Raw genomic sequence first — 18816 nt, 5'->3', positions numbered from 1 at the left:
AAGAAAACAGAAAAAACACACGCTATACCCATGAATATAATGCAAACCATTGGAATTATATAAGCCAACATATAATTCGTTGATTTGTAATTCATTTTTTCATATTTTCGAGGTCCAAATCGCATTCTAATCATTGGAGATACATAATTTTGTGACATACTATCTAACCATTTCAAAATGCATTCTAAAAATTTGTAAGTTTTAATCAAGGTACGTCTCAGGCACAATAAAATGATAAATCCCCACAAGGAAAGAAAGAACATGATCCAACCTTTATAGTTTATATCATCACTTACATAAATTGCCACGATCACGCTAACAAATAAGGTAAAAAATAGCATGAAATAATTAAACCTCGAATAAAAAATATTTTCAACATGGGCTCTTTCGGTGTATAAAGTCCAACCACATGATTCATGTTGTATTTGTAGTTTTTTTTCTAGCTCGAATGGAATATCCTTTCGATGTTCTGGTTTGGAAATACCAGAATTGTCTGCAAAATTCTCACACATAACTTTTTTTATTGCAAAAATAGGAAAAACCAACACACTTGTGACTTTCTGGTCTAATTGTCTTGATCGTGAAAACGATCGTAAGTTAGAATTTAACCTAGCGTTTTTTTAACATATAGATTCCAACCATCAACACCACCACGATAATAGCGATAAAGCCGATAATCCACACCCAATACACCATCACCCCAGATCGTTCCTCCCCCTCGTCATGATCCACCACCTTCTCCGTGTTCTCCTGCCAGAAACTTGCAATTTTTGTCGTGTCCTGATTGTTTTCCTCTGTCTTCTTGCTTACCTCCATGTTCGTTTCAATCCGGACGTTTCCGGCCGAATCCCTCGTTTCAACCTGACGGTACTTGATGTCAAGAAATTCGAGTAAGCGAGCTTCCCGGTAGAGTTCAGCGTAAAGTTGTTCGGTAGATTTACTATTCTCTACCGAATCAATCCTACTAAATTCCTTTTTACTACCGCAAGAAAGTAACACGATCACGCAAAAGATAAACAATAGCTTATTCATGACTCCTGTTTTAATACAACCAAATCACTTCCTGATCATGCGTTTCTGAATCATCAGCATGAACAAACGTCTTTCCCACGCCGATCCGCTTGAATCCAGCTTTCAATAAAGCGTTCACGACAAGAAAACGATTCCGGGAAGTGTTACACCGGATGTCAATCGCTCGCCCTATCGTGTGTGCCCCGGTTCCGGATCGCCCCTTTGATCGGTCATGTTCCGGGGAACGATAAGCCGAGGTCAGCACGAATGGTATCCCCGCCACTTCCCGGGCTGTGTCCAACTTACTAATAGTTGTTTGTTTCATGTCCTGTAACGAACAAGAGGGAGAACAACGGTTAAACTCGTCCTCTTTAAAATACTTGCTTGTTATCATCCGTGACCTCCTTCAATTTTTCTAGTAATTGTTCCGCCGTTTTAGCGTCAGCGCATTGAATAATAGCTCGAATTGCATCCGGTAATTTCGCCACCTGGCTCTTCTTTGCCCTCTCGTTTTCCCAAACACTTCGGCCCTCGATTAACACGATTGCGGCCGTCACAAGCATCGAAACGTAAGGTAGACTGTACCAGGGGATGAAACTCCCTATCAAATCGAATATCAAGGCCATCACCTGTATACGCCAGTAGTCTCCCAGTTTAGCGAATGTTCTCCGGAGTCCCCCGGAATAAACCTTCTCGCCCCGGGCCTTGGCACTATTTACACCTGCCCACAAGTCAACACAAACGGCGATACACATTATCGCCCACATCGCTAAAATAACGTACACCCTCGTGAGAATAAGGGAAAAATCTCCCGTTGTCAAAAAATCAATAATCATTTTGTACTTCCTTTAAATTATTACTCCAAAATATTACAATATTGTATTATTTATATTACTTTCGTGTCGTTATCATCTTGATAACGATTATAACCAAGGCGAGGCGGGGCCGTGACGGTAACCCGCCTCATTCTTAATCATCGATTTTGATGACCTGTTTCAGGATCTTCCGCTCGATCAATCCCGGCTCAAACTCGATCGCCTTCACGGCCCGCTCGAACAACTCTTTTTCTCGCTCGTTGAACTCCACTTTTTCTCCCCTGTGAATAGCCTTGCATTTATCATCCAGCTCGACGTCACGGGTACTGTTGTATATCGTTTCGCCAAGGAATTGCTCGAAGTTCTTTTTCATTTTTTCCTTGAAAGTCTTCCGGAGATCGACCCCGCCCAACGTGACGAGATCGACCTTCTTTATATCAAATTCAAATTTCATGATTCCCGGCTCGCTTTTATGCTGTCAAAAAACTCCTTGATCTTGTTCTCTAGTTCCACGATAAAACTTGCCGGGAAAGAGGAATTACTAAGCCCCGAGAAAAGGCCAAATTCCAGGTTGTAGTCCCCACCCATGCTCATGTAAACATCCTGACCGTTAACCACGATATTAGTGGAGGCGTTGAACGTCACGCTCGCGGGCAAGCCACCTTCCTCGAACTCTGTTGATAGAGAAACGTTAATTCCTTGAACCTGTTCCTCGCTTCTTGCTAAAATAGAATAATTTATTACCATCATTACATTATTTATTAAATTAAGTGATATAGAAATCTCCAATTATCAATCCCATCCAGTTTTGCCCGTCAAAATAGAATAAACCACATTTTTGTCCCGGGATACGGGAAACAAAAGCTCCATCAGTGTTTTTAACGATAGTGACACTACTCGTCGTGTAATTTAATAGTTTAATCATCTGACCTTCAAATCCTGGCCTTATCGTTATTTTCATGTTGCTCTGCACCGCGAATAGAGCCCCGATTAAAAAATTACAATCTATCACGGCAGAGGACCCGGACAAGTTAAAACCTTGAGTTTTTCCCCCAAATCCCCCGTCCACGATTCTCACGTCTCCCACTTCAGCGTACAAGGCATAAGATTTTATCAAGTAACTACTATGCCGCGGGGATGCAGCGTATAACGCGCATTTTTCGCTACTCTTTAACGTTGGTGTTGTAGGACCGATATTGAAATAACCAAGCACGGGTTGCCCTCCCGTTCCCTCGCTGGGATGAGAACCCACGTACACGACGCGATCGCTTTTATTGAAAAAGAGCTGGGAACCAGATACCCCCATGCTACCGTCACTCACCGTTAACCAGTTCCCACTCGCGCCACCAACGGCCCCGATCTTGAAATTCCCGATCTGGGCCCCGGCAGATAATATCAAGTCTGTCCTTATCAGGCTCGTCTTTATGTACCCTCCCTCGATGATCGTCTCGTCCTTCATCGCCTGCAACACGGTATCCTTGTAGGCCAAACCTTTTAACGTTCCCTTGAACGTGTTAAACGTGGTCGTGTCCAGTTTCCCGTTTACCTTCGTTTGCGTTGAACTATCAAGCATGGCAAACGTGACCTTCCCCACGAGATCAATCTTGCTCGCGGATATTTTCACGGATTCTGGCGAGGCGTTAATTGCCGACACGACCCCGTTTTTCGACACTTTCAATTCTATGTTCGAGGCGTTAGTTTTTATAGACGCCTCGGCCGATGAAACCCGGTTTCCCAAGGCATCGAAATCGTTCTTTTTAGCGAAAATCGTGATCCCGCTCGCGAGACTGTTTATCCCGGCCTCGACCTTGGAATAGGCCGTGTTTACAATATCCTCGTAACCATCTACCGTTTGATCGAAACAGGACATGTAAGCGATGTACCACACTAACGGGGCCGACGAGGTTGGCGTTGGACTCCCCGTCACGTAAACATGACCGCCCGAGCTAAACGAACCGGAAGACCCGCAAGTTATTTTACGAAGATACGTCGTGTACTTACCCGTTCCTGCCGTGTCCGTTAACCACTTGTCTGAATAACCGCTCCCCATCGAGTTAGATGCCGTGTTAAGCTTGTAACCTACCGGTAATTTCGCGATGATCTTCTGGATAAACACGGCGTCGGGACGGGACTGGATAGACTGCACCACGCCACCGGAACCCGGGGATGCCGTGCCAGACGTTTTCACTTGTAAACAATAACCGGAATCCGATGGCACGTCTGACGTTTTGGCAATCCTGGTAACCGTCACGGTCCCGTTCCCGGAATTGTTATACACGCTCACGCCATTAACCCCGTTCTTGAAAGTCGGGTCTTTATAAATCATTTTCCCGGACAAAGACTCGCCATTCTCTCCCTTGTCTCCTTTATCCCCCTTCTCCCCGTTAGCTCCCATCTTGCCGATGGAATAGGACGTGCTGGTCGTGTTATCGGTGTAAGTGATGATCGTCCGGGTCCACAAGTATTGATTCGCCGACACGGAAGGGATAGCGGTTCCCCATGTTCCCGTGGGGACGGTAGTTCCGCTCGTGGACGCTTGATAGGTCACTGCCGTGGATTTTATCCCCTTCCCGGCAGCTCCCGTGGCACCGTTAGCACCCATCTTGCCGATGGAATAAGAAGTGCTTGTCGTCCCATCGGTGTAGGTGATGATCGTCCGGGTCCACAAGTATTGATTCGCGGACACGGAAGGGATCGTGGCACCCCATGTTCCCGTGGGAACGGTGGTTCCGCTCGTGGACGCTTGATAGGTAACCGCCGTGGATGATATTCCACGGCCAGCGTCTCCCTTGTCTCCCTTCGCCCCGGTCGCACCCACCTTGCCGATGGAATAGGACGTGCTGGTCGTGTTATCGGTGTAAGTGATGATCGTCCGGGTCCACAAGTATTGATTCGCCGACACGGAAGGGATAGCGGTTCCCCATGTTCCCGTGGGAACGGTGGTTCCGCTCGTGGACGCTTGATAGGTCACTGCCGTGGATTTTATCCCCTTCCCGGCAGCTCCCGTGGCACCGTTAGCACCCATCTTGCCGATGGAATAAGAAGTGCTTGTCGTCCCATCGGTGTAGGTGATGATCGTCCGGGTCCACAAGTATTGATTCGCCGACACGGAAGGGATCGTGGCACCCCATGTTCCCGTGGGAACGGTGGTTCCGCTCGTGGACGCTTGATAGGTGACCACCGTGGATGATATTCCACGGCCAGCGTCTCCCTTGTCTCCCTTCGCCCCGGTCGCACCCACTTTGCCGATGGAATAAGAAGTACTTGTCGTGTTATCGGTGTAAGTGATGATCGTCCGGGTCCACAAGTATTGATTCGCGGACACGGAAGGGATAGTGGTATCCCATGTTCCCGTGGGAACGGTGGTTCCGCTCGTGGATGCTTGATAGGTGACCGCCGTGGATTTTATCCCCTTCCCGGCAGCTCCCGTGGCACCGTTAGCACCCATCTTGCCGATGGAATAAGAAGTGCTTGTCGTCCCATCGGTGTAGGTGACGATCGTGCGGGTCCACAAGTATTGATTCGCGGACACGGAAGGGATCGTGGCACCCCATGTTCCAGTGGGGACGGTGGTACCGCTCGTGGAGGCCTGGTAGGTTACTACCGTGGATGATATTCCCTTCCCATCCGCCCCGGCTTTTCCCGTGGCTCCCGTCTTGGCTTTCGTGACCCCGAAAACTTTCTTTATCACGACGCTATCAACCTTGACCTCGAAAGTGCAAGTGGCAGAACTTTCCGACAAGCCCGTGCATTTCAAGCCGCTATCCCCGTCAAGAGCGAACGAGCCACCCGCGGAGACCAGGTTCTGCAAGGTGAAACTTGCCACGGAAACACCCTTGTACACGACAACCCTCGTGGTTGCCTTCTCGAGCTCCCCGGCCAGGGGATTCCCGCTAGCGTCACAGGACACGGTATGAGACTCGTTCGTCAATAAAACGGTGTACCCGGACGATCCGGCCTGCCCCGCCGCCCCGTCGGCCAACTTCGCCAGCGTGAACACGTCCGTGAAACCCTCGTCCCCGTTGCAAACACACCGGAACGATCTCACGTTAGTACCGGAAGGGAATAACACCGGGTCTCCCGGCATGACATCCAGCGTTTTTTTCGTGGCGCTTTCAATATTTACCCAGCCCGTCCCGTTTAAAAATTGCCACTGGTAGGATGTCGGCTCGATCTTCGGGGTTATCGCTGTCAACGTTATCGTTGCCGGGACCGGGGTACCCGTGAACCCGTAACCGTATTTAAACACCTGCGAGGAGGCGGTCACTTCAACGATACTACTCGCCAGGGCGAGAGCGTCATTAGCGACTTGCCGGGCGTCATTTATACCTGTCTCCACCTCGTTGAACTCTTCCAGTTCTTTCAGTCCCGTTGACCCGGACGTGATATGAACCTCACCCTTGATAACGGCTCCCTTCTTGCCACCATGTTTACCGAACCAGCTTCCCTCCTTGCCGGAAAGATCAAAGCTATCGATCCCGAAATAAGTGATCATCCCCACCTCCCCGTTAACGGCGGTAAGCATCAAGGCGTCTTGACGATCCGGGTTATCCCGGTTCCCGAGTTGTACCACTTCATCTCCAACGGCAGGAACCCCGTCACCATCCTTGTCCTCCCGGGAAAGGTCGATATAATCATTCCCCGTGGCGATAACGAGGCCCCAGAAGTATTTCTGGTCTCCCCCGTCGTGATTCTGGACACGTCCCTGGTCATTGGTCACGAAATAGTTCGGGATACGTCCCCCGTCGTTATTAAAGAACAAACGGTAAAAAGTGTCGTGAACTTCCACCCGGGTAATCTTGAAACCTCCTCCCGGGGTTAACATGCTCTGACCGAGCTGGAACCTCATGCGCTGGACCATCATTTCAAGGACGAACATGATTTTCCGGACAAGAAGTTTATCCGTCTGGAACTCGTCATCGTTCACCATCCCGACCCCGGCACCGAGAGGACCCGCCTTGAAACTAGCACTTTTAAAAGAACGGAATTGAACGTCCGAATCCCGCTTGACTGCTTGATCCAGATAATCATCGAAAGCATTACCATCCCACAAGGTAGAATCATCCGCAAACTTCGCTCTAATATATTTATCCAAAAATTTCAGATACAACCCATCCCTCACTAACTCTGTTTTTTTCCAGTACGATGACAGATCAATCTTATCAATCGCCCCCTCTGAAACCGCTTGAGTAATTGCAGCGATCGAAATCCGCCGCCAAGCGTTTTCAAACGCATACTGAACCGGAAGCATCAAATCATCCGCAACTACCGCGATCGGGAACTCAGCCAATCGCGGGGCGAGAAAAGGGATAGAGTCCACCTCCGGGAACTCTAATAAAAGAGGTAAATCATCCCTGTTACGAGTAACAACATCATATTTTGTTTGTTTCGAATAAAAAAATTCAAACGTGAAATCGTTCAACGAGTTTTTTGTAAAACCATTCTCCGACTCACGCAAATATATCCGCCTCAAAGCCCCGGAAACATGATAACGTTGTTTTGACACGAAAAAGCCTCGTAACCATCTAGCATAATCAATTGAAGGAATGAAACCCGTATTTTGCTCGCAAGAAAAATTCAAATCAATATCGCTATCAGTTGACTCCTCCAATACCGTCGTTACTGTTCCTTCTGTCTGAATCTTCTCCGTGAAGTCTCCGGAAAAAACGACCGAATCAATCCCACCTAAAGTATTTTCAAACAAGTACACGTTCGCCGCCGAATTTGAAGTACTCAGTATATAACGCTGCACGTAGGTCAACCTCTGTCCAGACTCATTTTCAATCCAAACATCATAACATCCGACTGCCCGTTCAAATTTACTTGATATTTTCAAGTAAGAAACATCTACCGTGTATAGATTCCCCGCCTCCAAAGCTAACAACGTTTCATTCGCTGATCCATCAGCAAAATAAACAGTCATTTTTACGGAACCTGTTACCACCGCATAATACGACAGGTATTCTGGCTGATGCATCACGATTCTTTTCTCCTGAGGCTGCAATGTCAACCATTGTGTTTTTAAGAACACGGCGGAACTCTCTGCCACGTTTGATATTCCCCCTTTCACCACGGTAAACTCTATCACGGAATCCTCGATCTCGGCCTTGAATTTTTTTACCGCTAAAGATTGAATAATATAATCTGAATCAGCCCGTGGAATCGATATTGATAAAAAACAATCCACAATATCTTTCATCGATACTCGCACCTCACCCCCTTCCGCCACGTAAACTTCATCCACGATTACCATTCCATCCACGCTCAATTTAAACACGAGAGACTTCGCAACATCTTCTATCACGAAATCATTCACGTTCCCGGCAAAACTTAAAATATCAGGTTGTTGAATTATTTTCATCGCTTTAATTTTACCTCTAAGCTACTCAACACCCCGATTTTATAAAGGACAATTTAAAGAGGATAACACCGTACTAAATGCGAAACAATCGAGTTCCCATTCAACACTATTTCCTGTTCGTAACACATATATCTCCTATTCCGGATGACCAGAACACATGAAAAAAAATCTTGCAAGTTGTCTAAATTTTTAATATCAGGACAAACGTAAAATTCGTGATGTTGTTCCGCCCCGATTAATAACAACGCTCGTTCTTTCACGTACTCGCTTAGGCCGTCATCAACCCCATTCCACAATAGCGAGAATGTTCCATTCCCATCGGACTCGGCGATAGGGCTTGCCACGGGATAATAAAACTCGTAAGACCTTCCCGATCCATCCACTGGTACCGACTTGATCATACCCCGGTAAATAGAAAATCGCAATTCTTTTGAAACCTGCTCCACACGTTCATACCCATCCCCAAACTCCTCTTGAAATGCCGCAAAACGATATTCATACTTGTAATCAGGTTTAACATTCGGCCTCACGAATGTCTTCACGTCCGATGCAACCCCCACGATCGTTGAAATACATTCCACCGTTTCCGCATCTTCTTCCTCTCCAAAAACATAACTTAGGAAATATTCGAGCGACTTCACCAATTCGTCATTACTACTCGCATCCTTGTAAATAATTCCCGTTACTCTATCTTCATCTGAAAGGAAGTGTTTAGCCACACCGTCCAACACCTTCACCTCTTTTTCCAACGAAAGATTTAACCGACGAATATCTACATTCTTCGCGGTTTCATCCACGATAAAATTATACCCGAATTTATTCTCAATCTCACGTAAGAAATCATAAACAGAAATACGTGGTAAATGTTCCCCGTATCGATATTTATCCGCGACCTCCGATCCCCGGTTCACGTCTATCGGGTTCCTTCGACAGATAATCAACAAATCTTTCAAATTTTCATCACTGGAAAATTCATCCACTCCTATCGTGTATCCCATACCCTCCAAAACCCTTTTTACAACCACTGTCACCCTCAAAAAAGGAGTAAAATAGATCGGCTTTATCTGGTAACTCGAACTAAAATATTCCTCTCCCGGTTCCAAGTAATTATAAAAATCCACTTCCGTATCCAACGAATTCTTTATATATGAATCTCGAACAGGGCAAACCACGTAATCCATCCGTTCTTTCAAACTCTTGTAAAATTGTTCCAATGTATTCGTTCTATTACCCGGACTGTACGTGAATTGCCCCCAACATGACTCATCCAGCATCCTATCCCTCGCTTTCCCCCAAAAAGAGTTTTTCTCTGTTGAAATGTAAAACTCCACGTTGCCATCCCCGACATCTGTCAACACGCATTGCCCGTTCAATAACTGATACGGACCAAAACTCACTCCTGCTTGTAACTTTTCCGTCATATCCATGTGAGTACGATCCACGAACCCGAAAACCTGTCTATTCGATGCCAAATTAACTTCCATCGGGTATGTCGCATCTTCACGATCTCCATCCAGTAAGTTATTTTTCAAATTAATCGCCAGTTCAAAACCTTCCGGCAACCGTACCGCCTTTGAATTAATTTTTACTTGCAAGCTCATCCTCTTCCAGTTTTAGTGCCTCGTTCATAATCCTGTGCCTTTTTTATCTTCTTAACTAAACCGTTATTCCCGTACATCGGGATCGAGAACTCCATGTTCATCAACCGATTCATCATCTCGATATTCTTCTCCAATAATCGGTTCATCGCCGGATCACTGCCTCCCACATCAAAAGTACCCGATGAAATCATAGAACTATCTGTCGGGTACCGTCCCCCGGCAAACTGGGGAACTCGTCCCCGTGATATATCAATAATGCTCCTGTACACCCGTGGATAATTCAATATTAATTTCCGGGTCGTGTTTCCATCAACCACCATTTCCGGCTCCTTCTCCGAGAACAAGCCTAACGTCGGTTGATCATATACCCCGGTTTGGATACGATTCCCCACGTAATTAGCTTCATATCTTCGTCCATCATCCTCCCCGATCACTGGATACTTCCCCGTCGCGTACTGCGCCGCCTTAATCGTTGCAATCTGCACGACACCCATAGCGGCGGCCAAGGCCGCCAGAATCGGGCCAAGGATCGGCCCCAACTCCCAAGCTTTCGCCACGGCCACGGCCGTACTTACCGTTGTCGAGAATATTGCCTGCGTTCTCTCCCTCTCACGTTGCTCTTTCTCCAACTTCTCTTTTTTTGCATCTAAATCCGCATCCAACTGCGATACCCGAGCGTTATATTGTTCCTGTGAAATCTGTCCGGAATCCAGTTGTTTATCCAACTCGGCTTTCTCTTTCTTCGTTTTTTGCTCGTATTGTTTAAGTTCCTTTTGCGTCTGCGCAGCTCGTAATTTCATGTAGGCAGACCAGGCATTTCCCAACGCTCCCACGGCAAATTCTATTTCCTCGATTCCCGCTTTCCCCTGTCTCAAATTATTGAAGAACTCTTCCCATTTCGAAGCGTTCATACCTAGAACATCAAAATCCGTCTGTTTCTTCTTATCCAGTTCCTCCCGTGATATTTTCAATTTCGAGAGAGACAAACCAACCTCGGCCAATCGTTTCTTCAACTCATTTTTCTGTTGCTCGGTCAACACCATTTCCCCCGAATCTCCCTCTTTCCCCTCGATCTCTCCAAATATCTCCCCGAGTAAAGCCATCATTTCCCCCGCATGAGTTTCCGACAACGCTAATTCTTGACGTTGATGCTCCTTTAAAAGTTCCTGACGTTGAAATAATGACCCGGAAAAACCTTCCAATTCTGCACTTTGAACCATTTGCAACTCCATGACCTCCATACTCTGCCCCAGTTGAAGGTTCTTGATCCGTTCATCTATTCCCTTCATGTACTCCTCCGTTTGTTTTTTCCGGGCATCCTTCAAAATTTTATCCTTGTTAGACTCATGCTCTCGTTCCAAGATTTCCAACGCCTGCAATTGTTTTTCCGTCAAATCTTCCCGTTTTTTCCCGAACAACCCAGCCTCCTCCAACCTTTTCCGATAAGCGTTTTCCTCTTTCAACACCGGATCACTTTTAGCCTCGATGATCGTATCCACTCGTTCCTCTTTCCTTCTAGCTTTCTCGGCTATCTCCAATTTTTTATCGGCTATCTTCTGTCTTAACTCAACTCGCTTCTCCTCGTTCATATCCTCGTTTTTCAAACGATATTCAAGATGAGCCAATTCCAACGCGTCAAGTTTATTTTCATATTCTTCTTGCGTGATCAACCTTTGAGCATATCTATCTTTTAAAGCGATCATCTGATTTTCAATAGAACTCGTATTACCACCCTTTGGCGAAACGTAATCAATAACCTCCATATCACTTTCAAGCCCTAAAGGATCGACATTATTTTTACGACCCCCAACATTTGCAAGTAACTCGTTCACGGAATCAATTTCCCTTTGCAAAGTTGTTTTTCCAGCACGAATAGCATTTATCGCTTCTTGAACCGGGTTTGTCTTATATATATGTGATGTAAACTTATCCATGAACAACACGTGTTCTGTCGTGAACGTTTCATCTATCAATTGTTGCAAATCTTCCGGGATCGTTCCCCCTTCCTGCATCGCGGCCTTAATCTGTTCGAAATATCTCGCAGCCTCTCGTGGATCAAAAGTCTTTTGCAATGCCTCCCGGATTTTTTCTAGGTTCTCAACTTCTACCTCCACGTAAGCCTCCGTTGCTTTCGTGGTTGCGGTATCAATTGCCCTATCCCTCGCCGCCTGTTTAGCGGCCGTTGATATAGCCTCGTAAGCCCCTTTCACGTCATCCAACGCTTGAATCTCTGCACTCAATCCATTCAAATACTGCCCGTACTTGCTCAATATCTCATCCTTCACCTTCTGATACTCGCTCGTACCCTTCGTTAGCGCATCCAGCTTTCCAAACAACCTATCAATAGCCATTTGCTCCATCGTCGACTCCCGAGCAAATTCACGTTGCGCCTCTTGTACTCGTTTCAACGAACGACGAATCCCCCCGGTCGTTTCATCAATAATTTGATAAGCCTTGTAAAAAGCGGTACCTAAACTCAATATTGATAACGTGATTATTCCGACAGGATTCGTTACCAAAGAAAGCAAAAACGCCTTCATCGCCACCGTGGCCTTTTTCACCGCCCCCACAAATACCACCTTTGCCGCCGTCATAACTTTCACCCCGTTCGCCTCAGCCATTCCCAAAGCGATTGCCTTCGTGATTAACGCCTCTTCAATCTTCCGCCAGGCAATAACACTCTTTTGTACCGCCCAATAGGTACCGAGAACCCCCGTCAACCATAATAATTTTCCTCCATGTTTCGTGATCAAATCAACCAACACTTCTAAGGTACTCACGGTCAACTTTATCAAACTCATACCGTGAGTCATCAAGGGATATAACTTTTCTCCCAGTTGCTTGATCCTCTCGTCCAAATCCTTTTTAGCTTTCGCCCTTTGTGCCGCCAGGTTACTATTTTTAACCTCGAACTCGTTTGTCAAAGAAATACCCTCGTCAAAAGCCTCGTTCGCCAATCTTTGTTGCGCACGCAAAACCTCTGTATTATTAGCCAAAACCCCCAACACGCCAACAGCCCGTTTCCCTTCCATCCCCATATCTCCCATACTGGCGATCATTTTTTCAATCTCTCCCTCGTTACCCCTCAACCCCTCCATGACACGCAAAAAGGCCTCATTCGCATCTCTATGTAACAACCCGGAAAACTCCTTTATTTCCATTCCCGCAATTTTCGCGTACGTTCCTGTTTTCTTAAACATTTGCGTCATCACCTGCGAATAAACGGTACTAGACACCTCCGAGGTCTGACCGAATTTATCTAATGTTGCCGCCAATCCCATCACGGCCGGAACCTGTACGTTCGTGATAGGAGCAATTCCCGCCACCCGTTTCGTGAATTCAACAATATATCCCTCGTTGGCCGTACTAGCCATCCCCAACTCGTTAATAACGGAACCAACTTTCAACATTCCCGCCTCTATCCCGAACTGATCATTCACCTTGAAAATATCCACGATCTTCCCCACTTGCCGGATCGCTTCCTCGGTGTCCCCTCCCAAATCTTCCTTCAGTGCCACGTTGATCTTATCTGCCGCCCGAACAAAACCCAGAATATTATCCCTTCCCTCTATACCTAATTTTCCACCGATTCGGGCTAACCCCATTAATTCATCCTGTGCCGAACGTGTGTCATACTTCTTTAATTCCTCGTTCAACTCGATCACCTCCTCTTTCGCCAAATTCGTTGTTTTCTGCACATCAGCGATAACGTCCGTAAATTCAACATACTTGTTTATCGCCGATTTGATCCCGAAGATAATTCCGGTAAACGAAGCCATTCCAGACACCACCAGATTCCAATACTTATTCACCCCATCAGCGACACGACACAAAAAACCGTGAGTCGCTTGGGCTTGGGCACTCAGTTCACTATGTCTTTTTCGCAGTGAAACCAAAGTTTTTTGATATTCCTTCCACTTGGGATCATTCGGGTCTGTCCTCCGGAACAAAGCCCCGGTTTTCGTTATCTCCCGGTTCAATTCCTCGATCGAAAGAGTTGTTATATCCAAATTCTTACGTAACTTCTCTACCTTCCCGCTATTTGCCTCTAATTCTACCTTGTTCCTTTTCAGTGTTGCGGTATCCTCCTCGCGTCTTTTAATCAATTTCGTGTTTTCCGCTTCCAGCCTCTTCAAACTCTTTTCCAAATTTTCCACGGCTAACACGGACTTTCTCCCGGCCTCTCCACTTCTACGAATAATCTCTTCCTGCTTTCGAATATCCTCAAGTAATCGTTGCCCATACTTGGATTCTTTTCCCGCTTGATCTAATTTTTTATAGGTAGCATACATGGCCGTTATGCTGGAACGAGCCGAAGCATACGTTTTCTCCTGCCTTTCCACGTTTTCTCTCTCCTTCTCCAACGTCTTCGTGTATTTCGCCACCTGTTTTTCGTTTCGCTCGATCTGCTTCCCGTATTTATCAATGGATTTTTCCAGTTTATCATTCTCAGCCCTCAGATCACGAACCTTCTCTTCCAACTCGAAAAGTTCATTTTTCGCCTCGTTCCCATTAATCTTAATGTTCAGGCGCATATCCTCGTCAACAATCTTTTTACCCATTATTCTGCCTTTAGTTCTGCCCTAATTTTATCTCTCACACTCTCCGTAAAACCGACGCTTAACTGTTTAGCGATCGCCAAGAAATGCCCATAAACAAACCGATTATGAATTTTATATCCAGTCCTTCGGCGAGTTCTACCATTCTTCATTTGAATCACTCGTTTCATATCTAGGAAACGTTCATAATCCATGTGTCTAAATACCAACTCTCCACTCAAATCATCACCTCCCGACACGGAAACAGAACGTGCCTTTTCCAATCTCCCGGATCGGAAACGAGCTTTCACGTAAAGCGCACGTCCTTGATTTTTCAACAGCCTATTACCTTGATGTTGAAGAACCTTCTCGACAAATTTTTGTTCTACAATCCTATCCATGAAAGCAAGTTACAAGAGAAACACCCGTAACTAAAGGACAAAAAAAGCGGGGATCACTCCCCGCTCATGCAAATTCTAATTATTATTTTCACTTAAACCAGCGCGATCAACAACCCCACCATCCCCAACACGATCAACCACCACCACATCCTCATTAACACCTGCACGAGTCCCCCCTTCAGCAACAACACGGTCAACAACACCAACACAATTCCCCCCAACTCCAACCACCACGCTACCGCACCAATCACTCCCAACACGATCACCCCGCACACGATCTCGAATCGCCGCTCCATCTTTTCCTCGTCCACCTCTCCACCCCGGCCGGAACGTACAGCCATCACCACCGCAAAAACCAAGGATGCAATCGCCGCCACCATCAGCACGATAGATAATACACCTTCCATAACCTCTCCGTTTTAATATTGTTGCCGCTAATATACAACTATTCCTCCACCTTTTCCACCCGAAGCGGAACAATCCCCATCTCTTCAAATATCTCATCAATCAATTTATCCAGTTCCTCCCTGGTCAACCCGATAAATTTATACGTCACCAAGTAATCATTCATGACTCGCCCCCCCTTCTCTCCATCCATTCTTTCTCCTCCATCGCTCGCTCGATCAACTCTCGCAACACCGCCAACTCACCGATACTAAACTCTTCGCAAGTCAAATTCCCGTCTATCTCGATCTCGTAATACTCCCTGTTATCGTCCGCTTCTATTCCTAGCGTCTTGTAACATCCCAAACAAATATCTCGATTTTTACCCATGACGAACCTCCATTTCTATCAACGTGGCATGAATACCGTTTAAGCCATAATACGATTCAATTAGCCAATTATCACACGAGGCAACTTCGTTATCCAGAATCTCGCTCTCGCTTGTCGTTTTACCCTTCTCGAAATGATTTTTCAATTCCAACCGTATCCGTGCGATCCGACGCATAAGGTTCTCCACAAATTGTTTGTCCATTTGAATCTCGTTTGACAAACTTGCGACTTTAGAAGTCTTAATTTTCTTACTCATAATTCTTGATTTTTGAACATTCTAGGCACGAAAAACGGCGTGTCCTTCCCGTTGTTCAAACTCTCAAGAAGGGTCCTATATGCCATTATAGCATATAGACGGGGGTACACGCCTATATCTCAATATTCACTTTTCTGATAGATATAAAAAATCCGCTCCACGGATTGAGGGCGGTCTATCTCCCACCTTCTTGAATAGTTTGAACGTTACAAAGATGGAAACAATTTTTGATAAAACAAAAAATGGAGTCAAAAACTCCATTTATAAATATTCTCGAACACTTTCTTTTATTCCTAACATAGTAAGCAAGTTATTCTCAGACAAATAATTAATCTTTCATTTCTCGACTCCTTCTATAACCTTATAATCAGGGTCTAGGTGCTTTTACGGTTTTTCAAGTGATTTATCTTTTTTCGCAGTCCCTTTGAACCGGAAGCAAAAAGCCGTATACGACCGCCCGAACCACAAATCGAACAAGTCGTCTTCTGTAGCAGACAAATAAGGTTGTGGTCTTATCATTGCCAAAACAGATTCAATCAAACAAACTTCAATAACAACACTTTTTATTATACATATTCGATAACTGAAATTCGACATCGAACCTTATTGTTTTTCCTTTAATGGAGTTGCGGGGTTAGTAATAGGATAAGATGTATGAGTTAGAGTTCCACTCTTATGAGTCGAATAGACATTGCAATGATTACTGAGGCAATAAACAATTCCTTTGCTGGGATGTTTACGAGAGCCTTTTGCGGAAATAATCGCACAGCATGGAGCCAATTTATCAATCAACAACGAGTTCAGATTATGTTTACTTCCATGATGTGGAACTTTTATCCTACAGCCTGACAAGTTCGCATTATTAGAAATTGCATCCGTGATAGCAGCTCGATTTGCATCGCCAAGTAATAAGAATTTACAATCTCTAATCGGTTCAAATAAAAGAATTATGCTACCAGCATTAGTTGGCGAACTATCATCAGGCTCGTCATCAATCGACGATTTGGCTTGAATGGATGAAAAATAATCTATATCTTCGTATATTGTATTATCCTCATCTTTTCTCCTTTTATTGTTCTTGAGTATTTCTATCGCAAGAGGATGATAGAAATTCAAACTTGGACCTACAACTGAGATCGGTATGTGTGAATGTATTTTGCCACAATATGCACCATATACTTTGCATTTGTTAGATACAGCTAAATTTATGAGGTTAAGTGAATCCGTATCTGTTGGATGAGCATAGCATTCGCGACAATGAGACAACCTATTTCGTTTAAGATATAATCTATTATATTCATCTTCACTAATTACATCCTCTGGCGTATTAAGCCAAAATTCCTTAATGCTTACATCTCTATCATTCAATAATCCAAAAAATCCTCCTTTATGATCAGAGTCTGGGTGAGTACATATTGCTAAATCTATAGTATAAGTTTTCCAGTGATTCCAAATATAGTTTTTGATATTGTCTGAATCGCTGACATTTCCGGCATCAATTAATACGACATATTGGTTCCCGCTATCTTCATATCGTATTATGATTGCATCAGCATCTGAAACACTAAGATAATGAACTTCGTAATTCGGCATATAATATATTATTGGTTGTTTAATCGAGATATACGTGATGTAATATAAGATACTTGCTTCCTATAGGCACAAAGGAATAACAGTACACCTAAACTTAATATAATCCAACAGATATTATCTGTTATAAAATTCTTAGCACTTGAGAAAAGGAAACTTAACTTGATAACAAGAACTATAGAAAATACAGATATATAGCTTCTGTATTCATTGTTCATTCGACTTAACTGAGTAAGTTTTCCAGATGTATCTTTCAATTCAGCATCCGTAAAATCTTTATGTGACGCACACTTCACAATTTTAAACATTCTAATTAGAGGCTCAAAGACTAAAGAACTTATCCGAGAGTTTATTATACCAAGAATATAGAGGATAACGGCAAGTATCCATATATTATTGGTAAGAGAGAATATATCGCAACCTTCCACGCAAAATTTTAGTAGGGCAGCTAGCACTGTGCCTGGAATTAAATTTGTCAACAAATTGTAGACAGGGATTGATGATATTATTTTTTCCATTTATTGCGTATATTTAATTTATAGTGTTTCATTGAATGTGTCTGAAAAGAGAATACTCAAGCCTCTATAATTCAAGCAACAATGCAAAATTACAAAATTCTTTTCATTATTTCATCATTCAACATAAATTTTGTAATTGACGAGAATTCGATATAAATGATTTCCATACAACACATAAACAAGATTTTCTGTTAAAGCGATTTTATCCGTCGCACACCATCGCCGAAAGGATTTTGAACGAACGTGTGCCGACTACCGCATAAGCGAAGAAAAGGGCTTTGCCTCACGCCTAAACAACAGTTTAGACTGATGATGCAAGACCCATTTCTTTTGTGCTTATGCCAAAGAGGTGCTTTTACAGTTTTTCAGATGATTTTTCTTTTTTGCTGTTCTTTTGAACCGGAAGCGGAAAGCCGTGTATGACCGCCCGATCCATAAATGGAACACACCGTCACACACGGCAGACAAACCGGGAAGAATGATTTTATCCGCCCGCCCGGACACGTCTGGATGAACAGATAAAACCATACTTCCTTGCTAGTGATTTGCCCGGTTTCACTCTGCCGTCTATGTCTTTTTTTCTTTCTGTTGTGGATTTCTTTTTACGGATTTTCCCTTTGAGATTTTTCAGTCTAATCTGCCTCTACTTCCGTTTACCTCCATTTTCGCACCTTTCAATGAACCGCATCAGGCAGTCATTTCCGTTCTGGACGCAAAGGTAATTCCGGGATTTGACGGGAAAGCAAGGTCAAGCCTCCTGTTTTCTGGAAAAATCTCCAGCCCTGTGGGTAGTATTTTTCCAATCTAACGAGGATTGGGCCGATAGAGCCCAAACTAACACTCCGACCAAAAGAGCGAACTCAAACATTAATACCAATAACATACTTTCTCCTTTTATAAACAAACGCCCTAACCTACAAACATTACTTAACATTTCCAAAACTAAACAAT

General features: G+C 44.6%; 16 protein-coding genes. All 16 read right to left on the bottom strand.

What is annotated here, in order from left to right; all coding sequences use genetic code 11:
- Window positions 1–609: 609 nt before the first annotated feature.
- On the bottom strand, window positions 610–1032 hold the full coding sequence (locus tag F1644_RS14880; protein ID WP_118303549.1) for a hypothetical protein: 423 nt from the start codon (window positions 1030–1032) through the stop codon (window positions 610–612).
- A gap of 10 nt (window positions 1033–1042) precedes the next feature.
- Complete coding sequence (locus F1644_RS14875) at window positions 1043–1405, bottom strand: D-Ala-D-Ala carboxypeptidase family metallohydrolase (RefSeq protein WP_118303547.1); 363 nt, start codon at window positions 1403–1405, stop codon at window positions 1043–1045.
- The gene (locus F1644_RS14870) at window positions 1383–1847 is read right to left on the bottom strand and encodes a phage holin family protein (protein WP_118303545.1); all 465 of its coding nucleotides are present in this window, start codon (window positions 1845–1847) and stop codon (window positions 1383–1385) included. Before F1644_RS14870 ends, F1644_RS14875 begins: the two co-directional genes overlap by 23 nt.
- A 133-nt stretch (window positions 1848–1980) precedes the next feature.
- A complete protein-coding gene (locus F1644_RS14865) occupies window positions 1981–2280 on the bottom strand; it encodes a hypothetical protein (protein WP_118303543.1) in 300 nt (99 codons plus the stop codon).
- Entirely contained in the window at window positions 2277–2576 is a 300-nt protein-coding gene (locus tag F1644_RS14860; RefSeq protein WP_147344436.1) for a hypothetical protein, read from the bottom strand. The genes F1644_RS14865 and F1644_RS14860 overlap by 4 nt, the downstream gene beginning before the upstream one ends.
- 16 nt (window positions 2577–2592) lie before the next feature.
- On the bottom strand, window positions 2593–8187 hold the full coding sequence (locus F1644_RS14855; RefSeq protein ID WP_168044207.1) for a hypothetical protein: 5595 nt from the start codon (window positions 8185–8187) through the stop codon (window positions 2593–2595).
- A gap of 53 nt (window positions 8188–8240) precedes the next feature.
- Complete coding sequence (locus F1644_RS14850) at window positions 8241–9788, bottom strand: hypothetical protein (protein WP_118303537.1); 1548 nt, start codon at window positions 9786–9788, stop codon at window positions 8241–8243.
- Complete coding sequence (locus tag F1644_RS14845) at window positions 9785–14350, bottom strand: phage tail tape measure protein (RefSeq protein WP_118303535.1); 4566 nt, start codon at window positions 14348–14350, stop codon at window positions 9785–9787. The genes F1644_RS14850 and F1644_RS14845 overlap by 4 nt, the downstream gene beginning before the upstream one ends.
- Window positions 14350–14727 carry a hypothetical protein gene (locus F1644_RS14840; RefSeq protein ID WP_118303533.1) on the bottom strand — a complete coding sequence of 126 codons (378 nt, stop codon included), beginning with the start codon at window positions 14725–14727 and terminating at the stop codon, window positions 14350–14352. Before F1644_RS14840 ends, F1644_RS14845 begins: the two co-directional genes overlap by 1 nt.
- 92 nt (window positions 14728–14819) lie before the next feature.
- Window positions 14820–15134, bottom strand: a complete 315-nt coding sequence (locus F1644_RS14835) for a hypothetical protein (RefSeq protein WP_118303531.1) — start codon at window positions 15132–15134, stop codon at window positions 14820–14822.
- 38 nt (window positions 15135–15172) lie between these two features.
- On the bottom strand, window positions 15173–15298 hold the full coding sequence (locus F1644_RS14830) for a hypothetical protein (RefSeq protein WP_262889268.1): 126 nt from the start codon (window positions 15296–15298) through the stop codon (window positions 15173–15175).
- On the bottom strand, window positions 15295–15501 hold the full coding sequence (locus F1644_RS14825) for a hypothetical protein (RefSeq protein ID WP_118303529.1): 207 nt from the start codon (window positions 15499–15501) through the stop codon (window positions 15295–15297). The genes F1644_RS14830 and F1644_RS14825 overlap by 4 nt, the downstream gene beginning before the upstream one ends.
- A complete protein-coding gene (locus F1644_RS14820; RefSeq protein WP_118303527.1) occupies window positions 15494–15757 on the bottom strand; it encodes a hypothetical protein in 264 nt (87 codons plus the stop codon). Before F1644_RS14820 ends, F1644_RS14825 begins: the two co-directional genes overlap by 8 nt.
- A 603-nt stretch (window positions 15758–16360) precedes the next feature.
- A complete protein-coding gene (locus tag F1644_RS14815) occupies window positions 16361–17350 on the bottom strand; it encodes a ComEC/Rec2 family competence protein (protein WP_118303523.1) in 990 nt (329 codons plus the stop codon).
- 851 nt (window positions 17351–18201) lie between these two features.
- Window positions 18202–18393 (bottom strand): hypothetical protein, encoded by a 192-nt coding sequence (locus tag F1644_RS14810; RefSeq protein WP_168044205.1) that lies wholly within the window; start codon window positions 18391–18393, stop codon window positions 18202–18204.
- 220 nt (window positions 18394–18613) lie between these two features.
- On the bottom strand, window positions 18614–18748 hold the full coding sequence (locus F1644_RS14805; RefSeq protein WP_262889267.1) for a hypothetical protein: 135 nt from the start codon (window positions 18746–18748) through the stop codon (window positions 18614–18616).
- Window positions 18749–18816 lie beyond the last annotated feature (68 nt).

The sequence above is a fragment of the Butyricimonas paravirosa genome, from assembly GCF_032878955.1.
In the GTDB taxonomy this organism is placed as follows: domain Bacteria; phylum Bacteroidota; class Bacteroidia; order Bacteroidales; family Marinifilaceae; genus Butyricimonas; species Butyricimonas paravirosa.
This window is presented reverse-complemented; position numbering and strand designations above follow the sequence as displayed.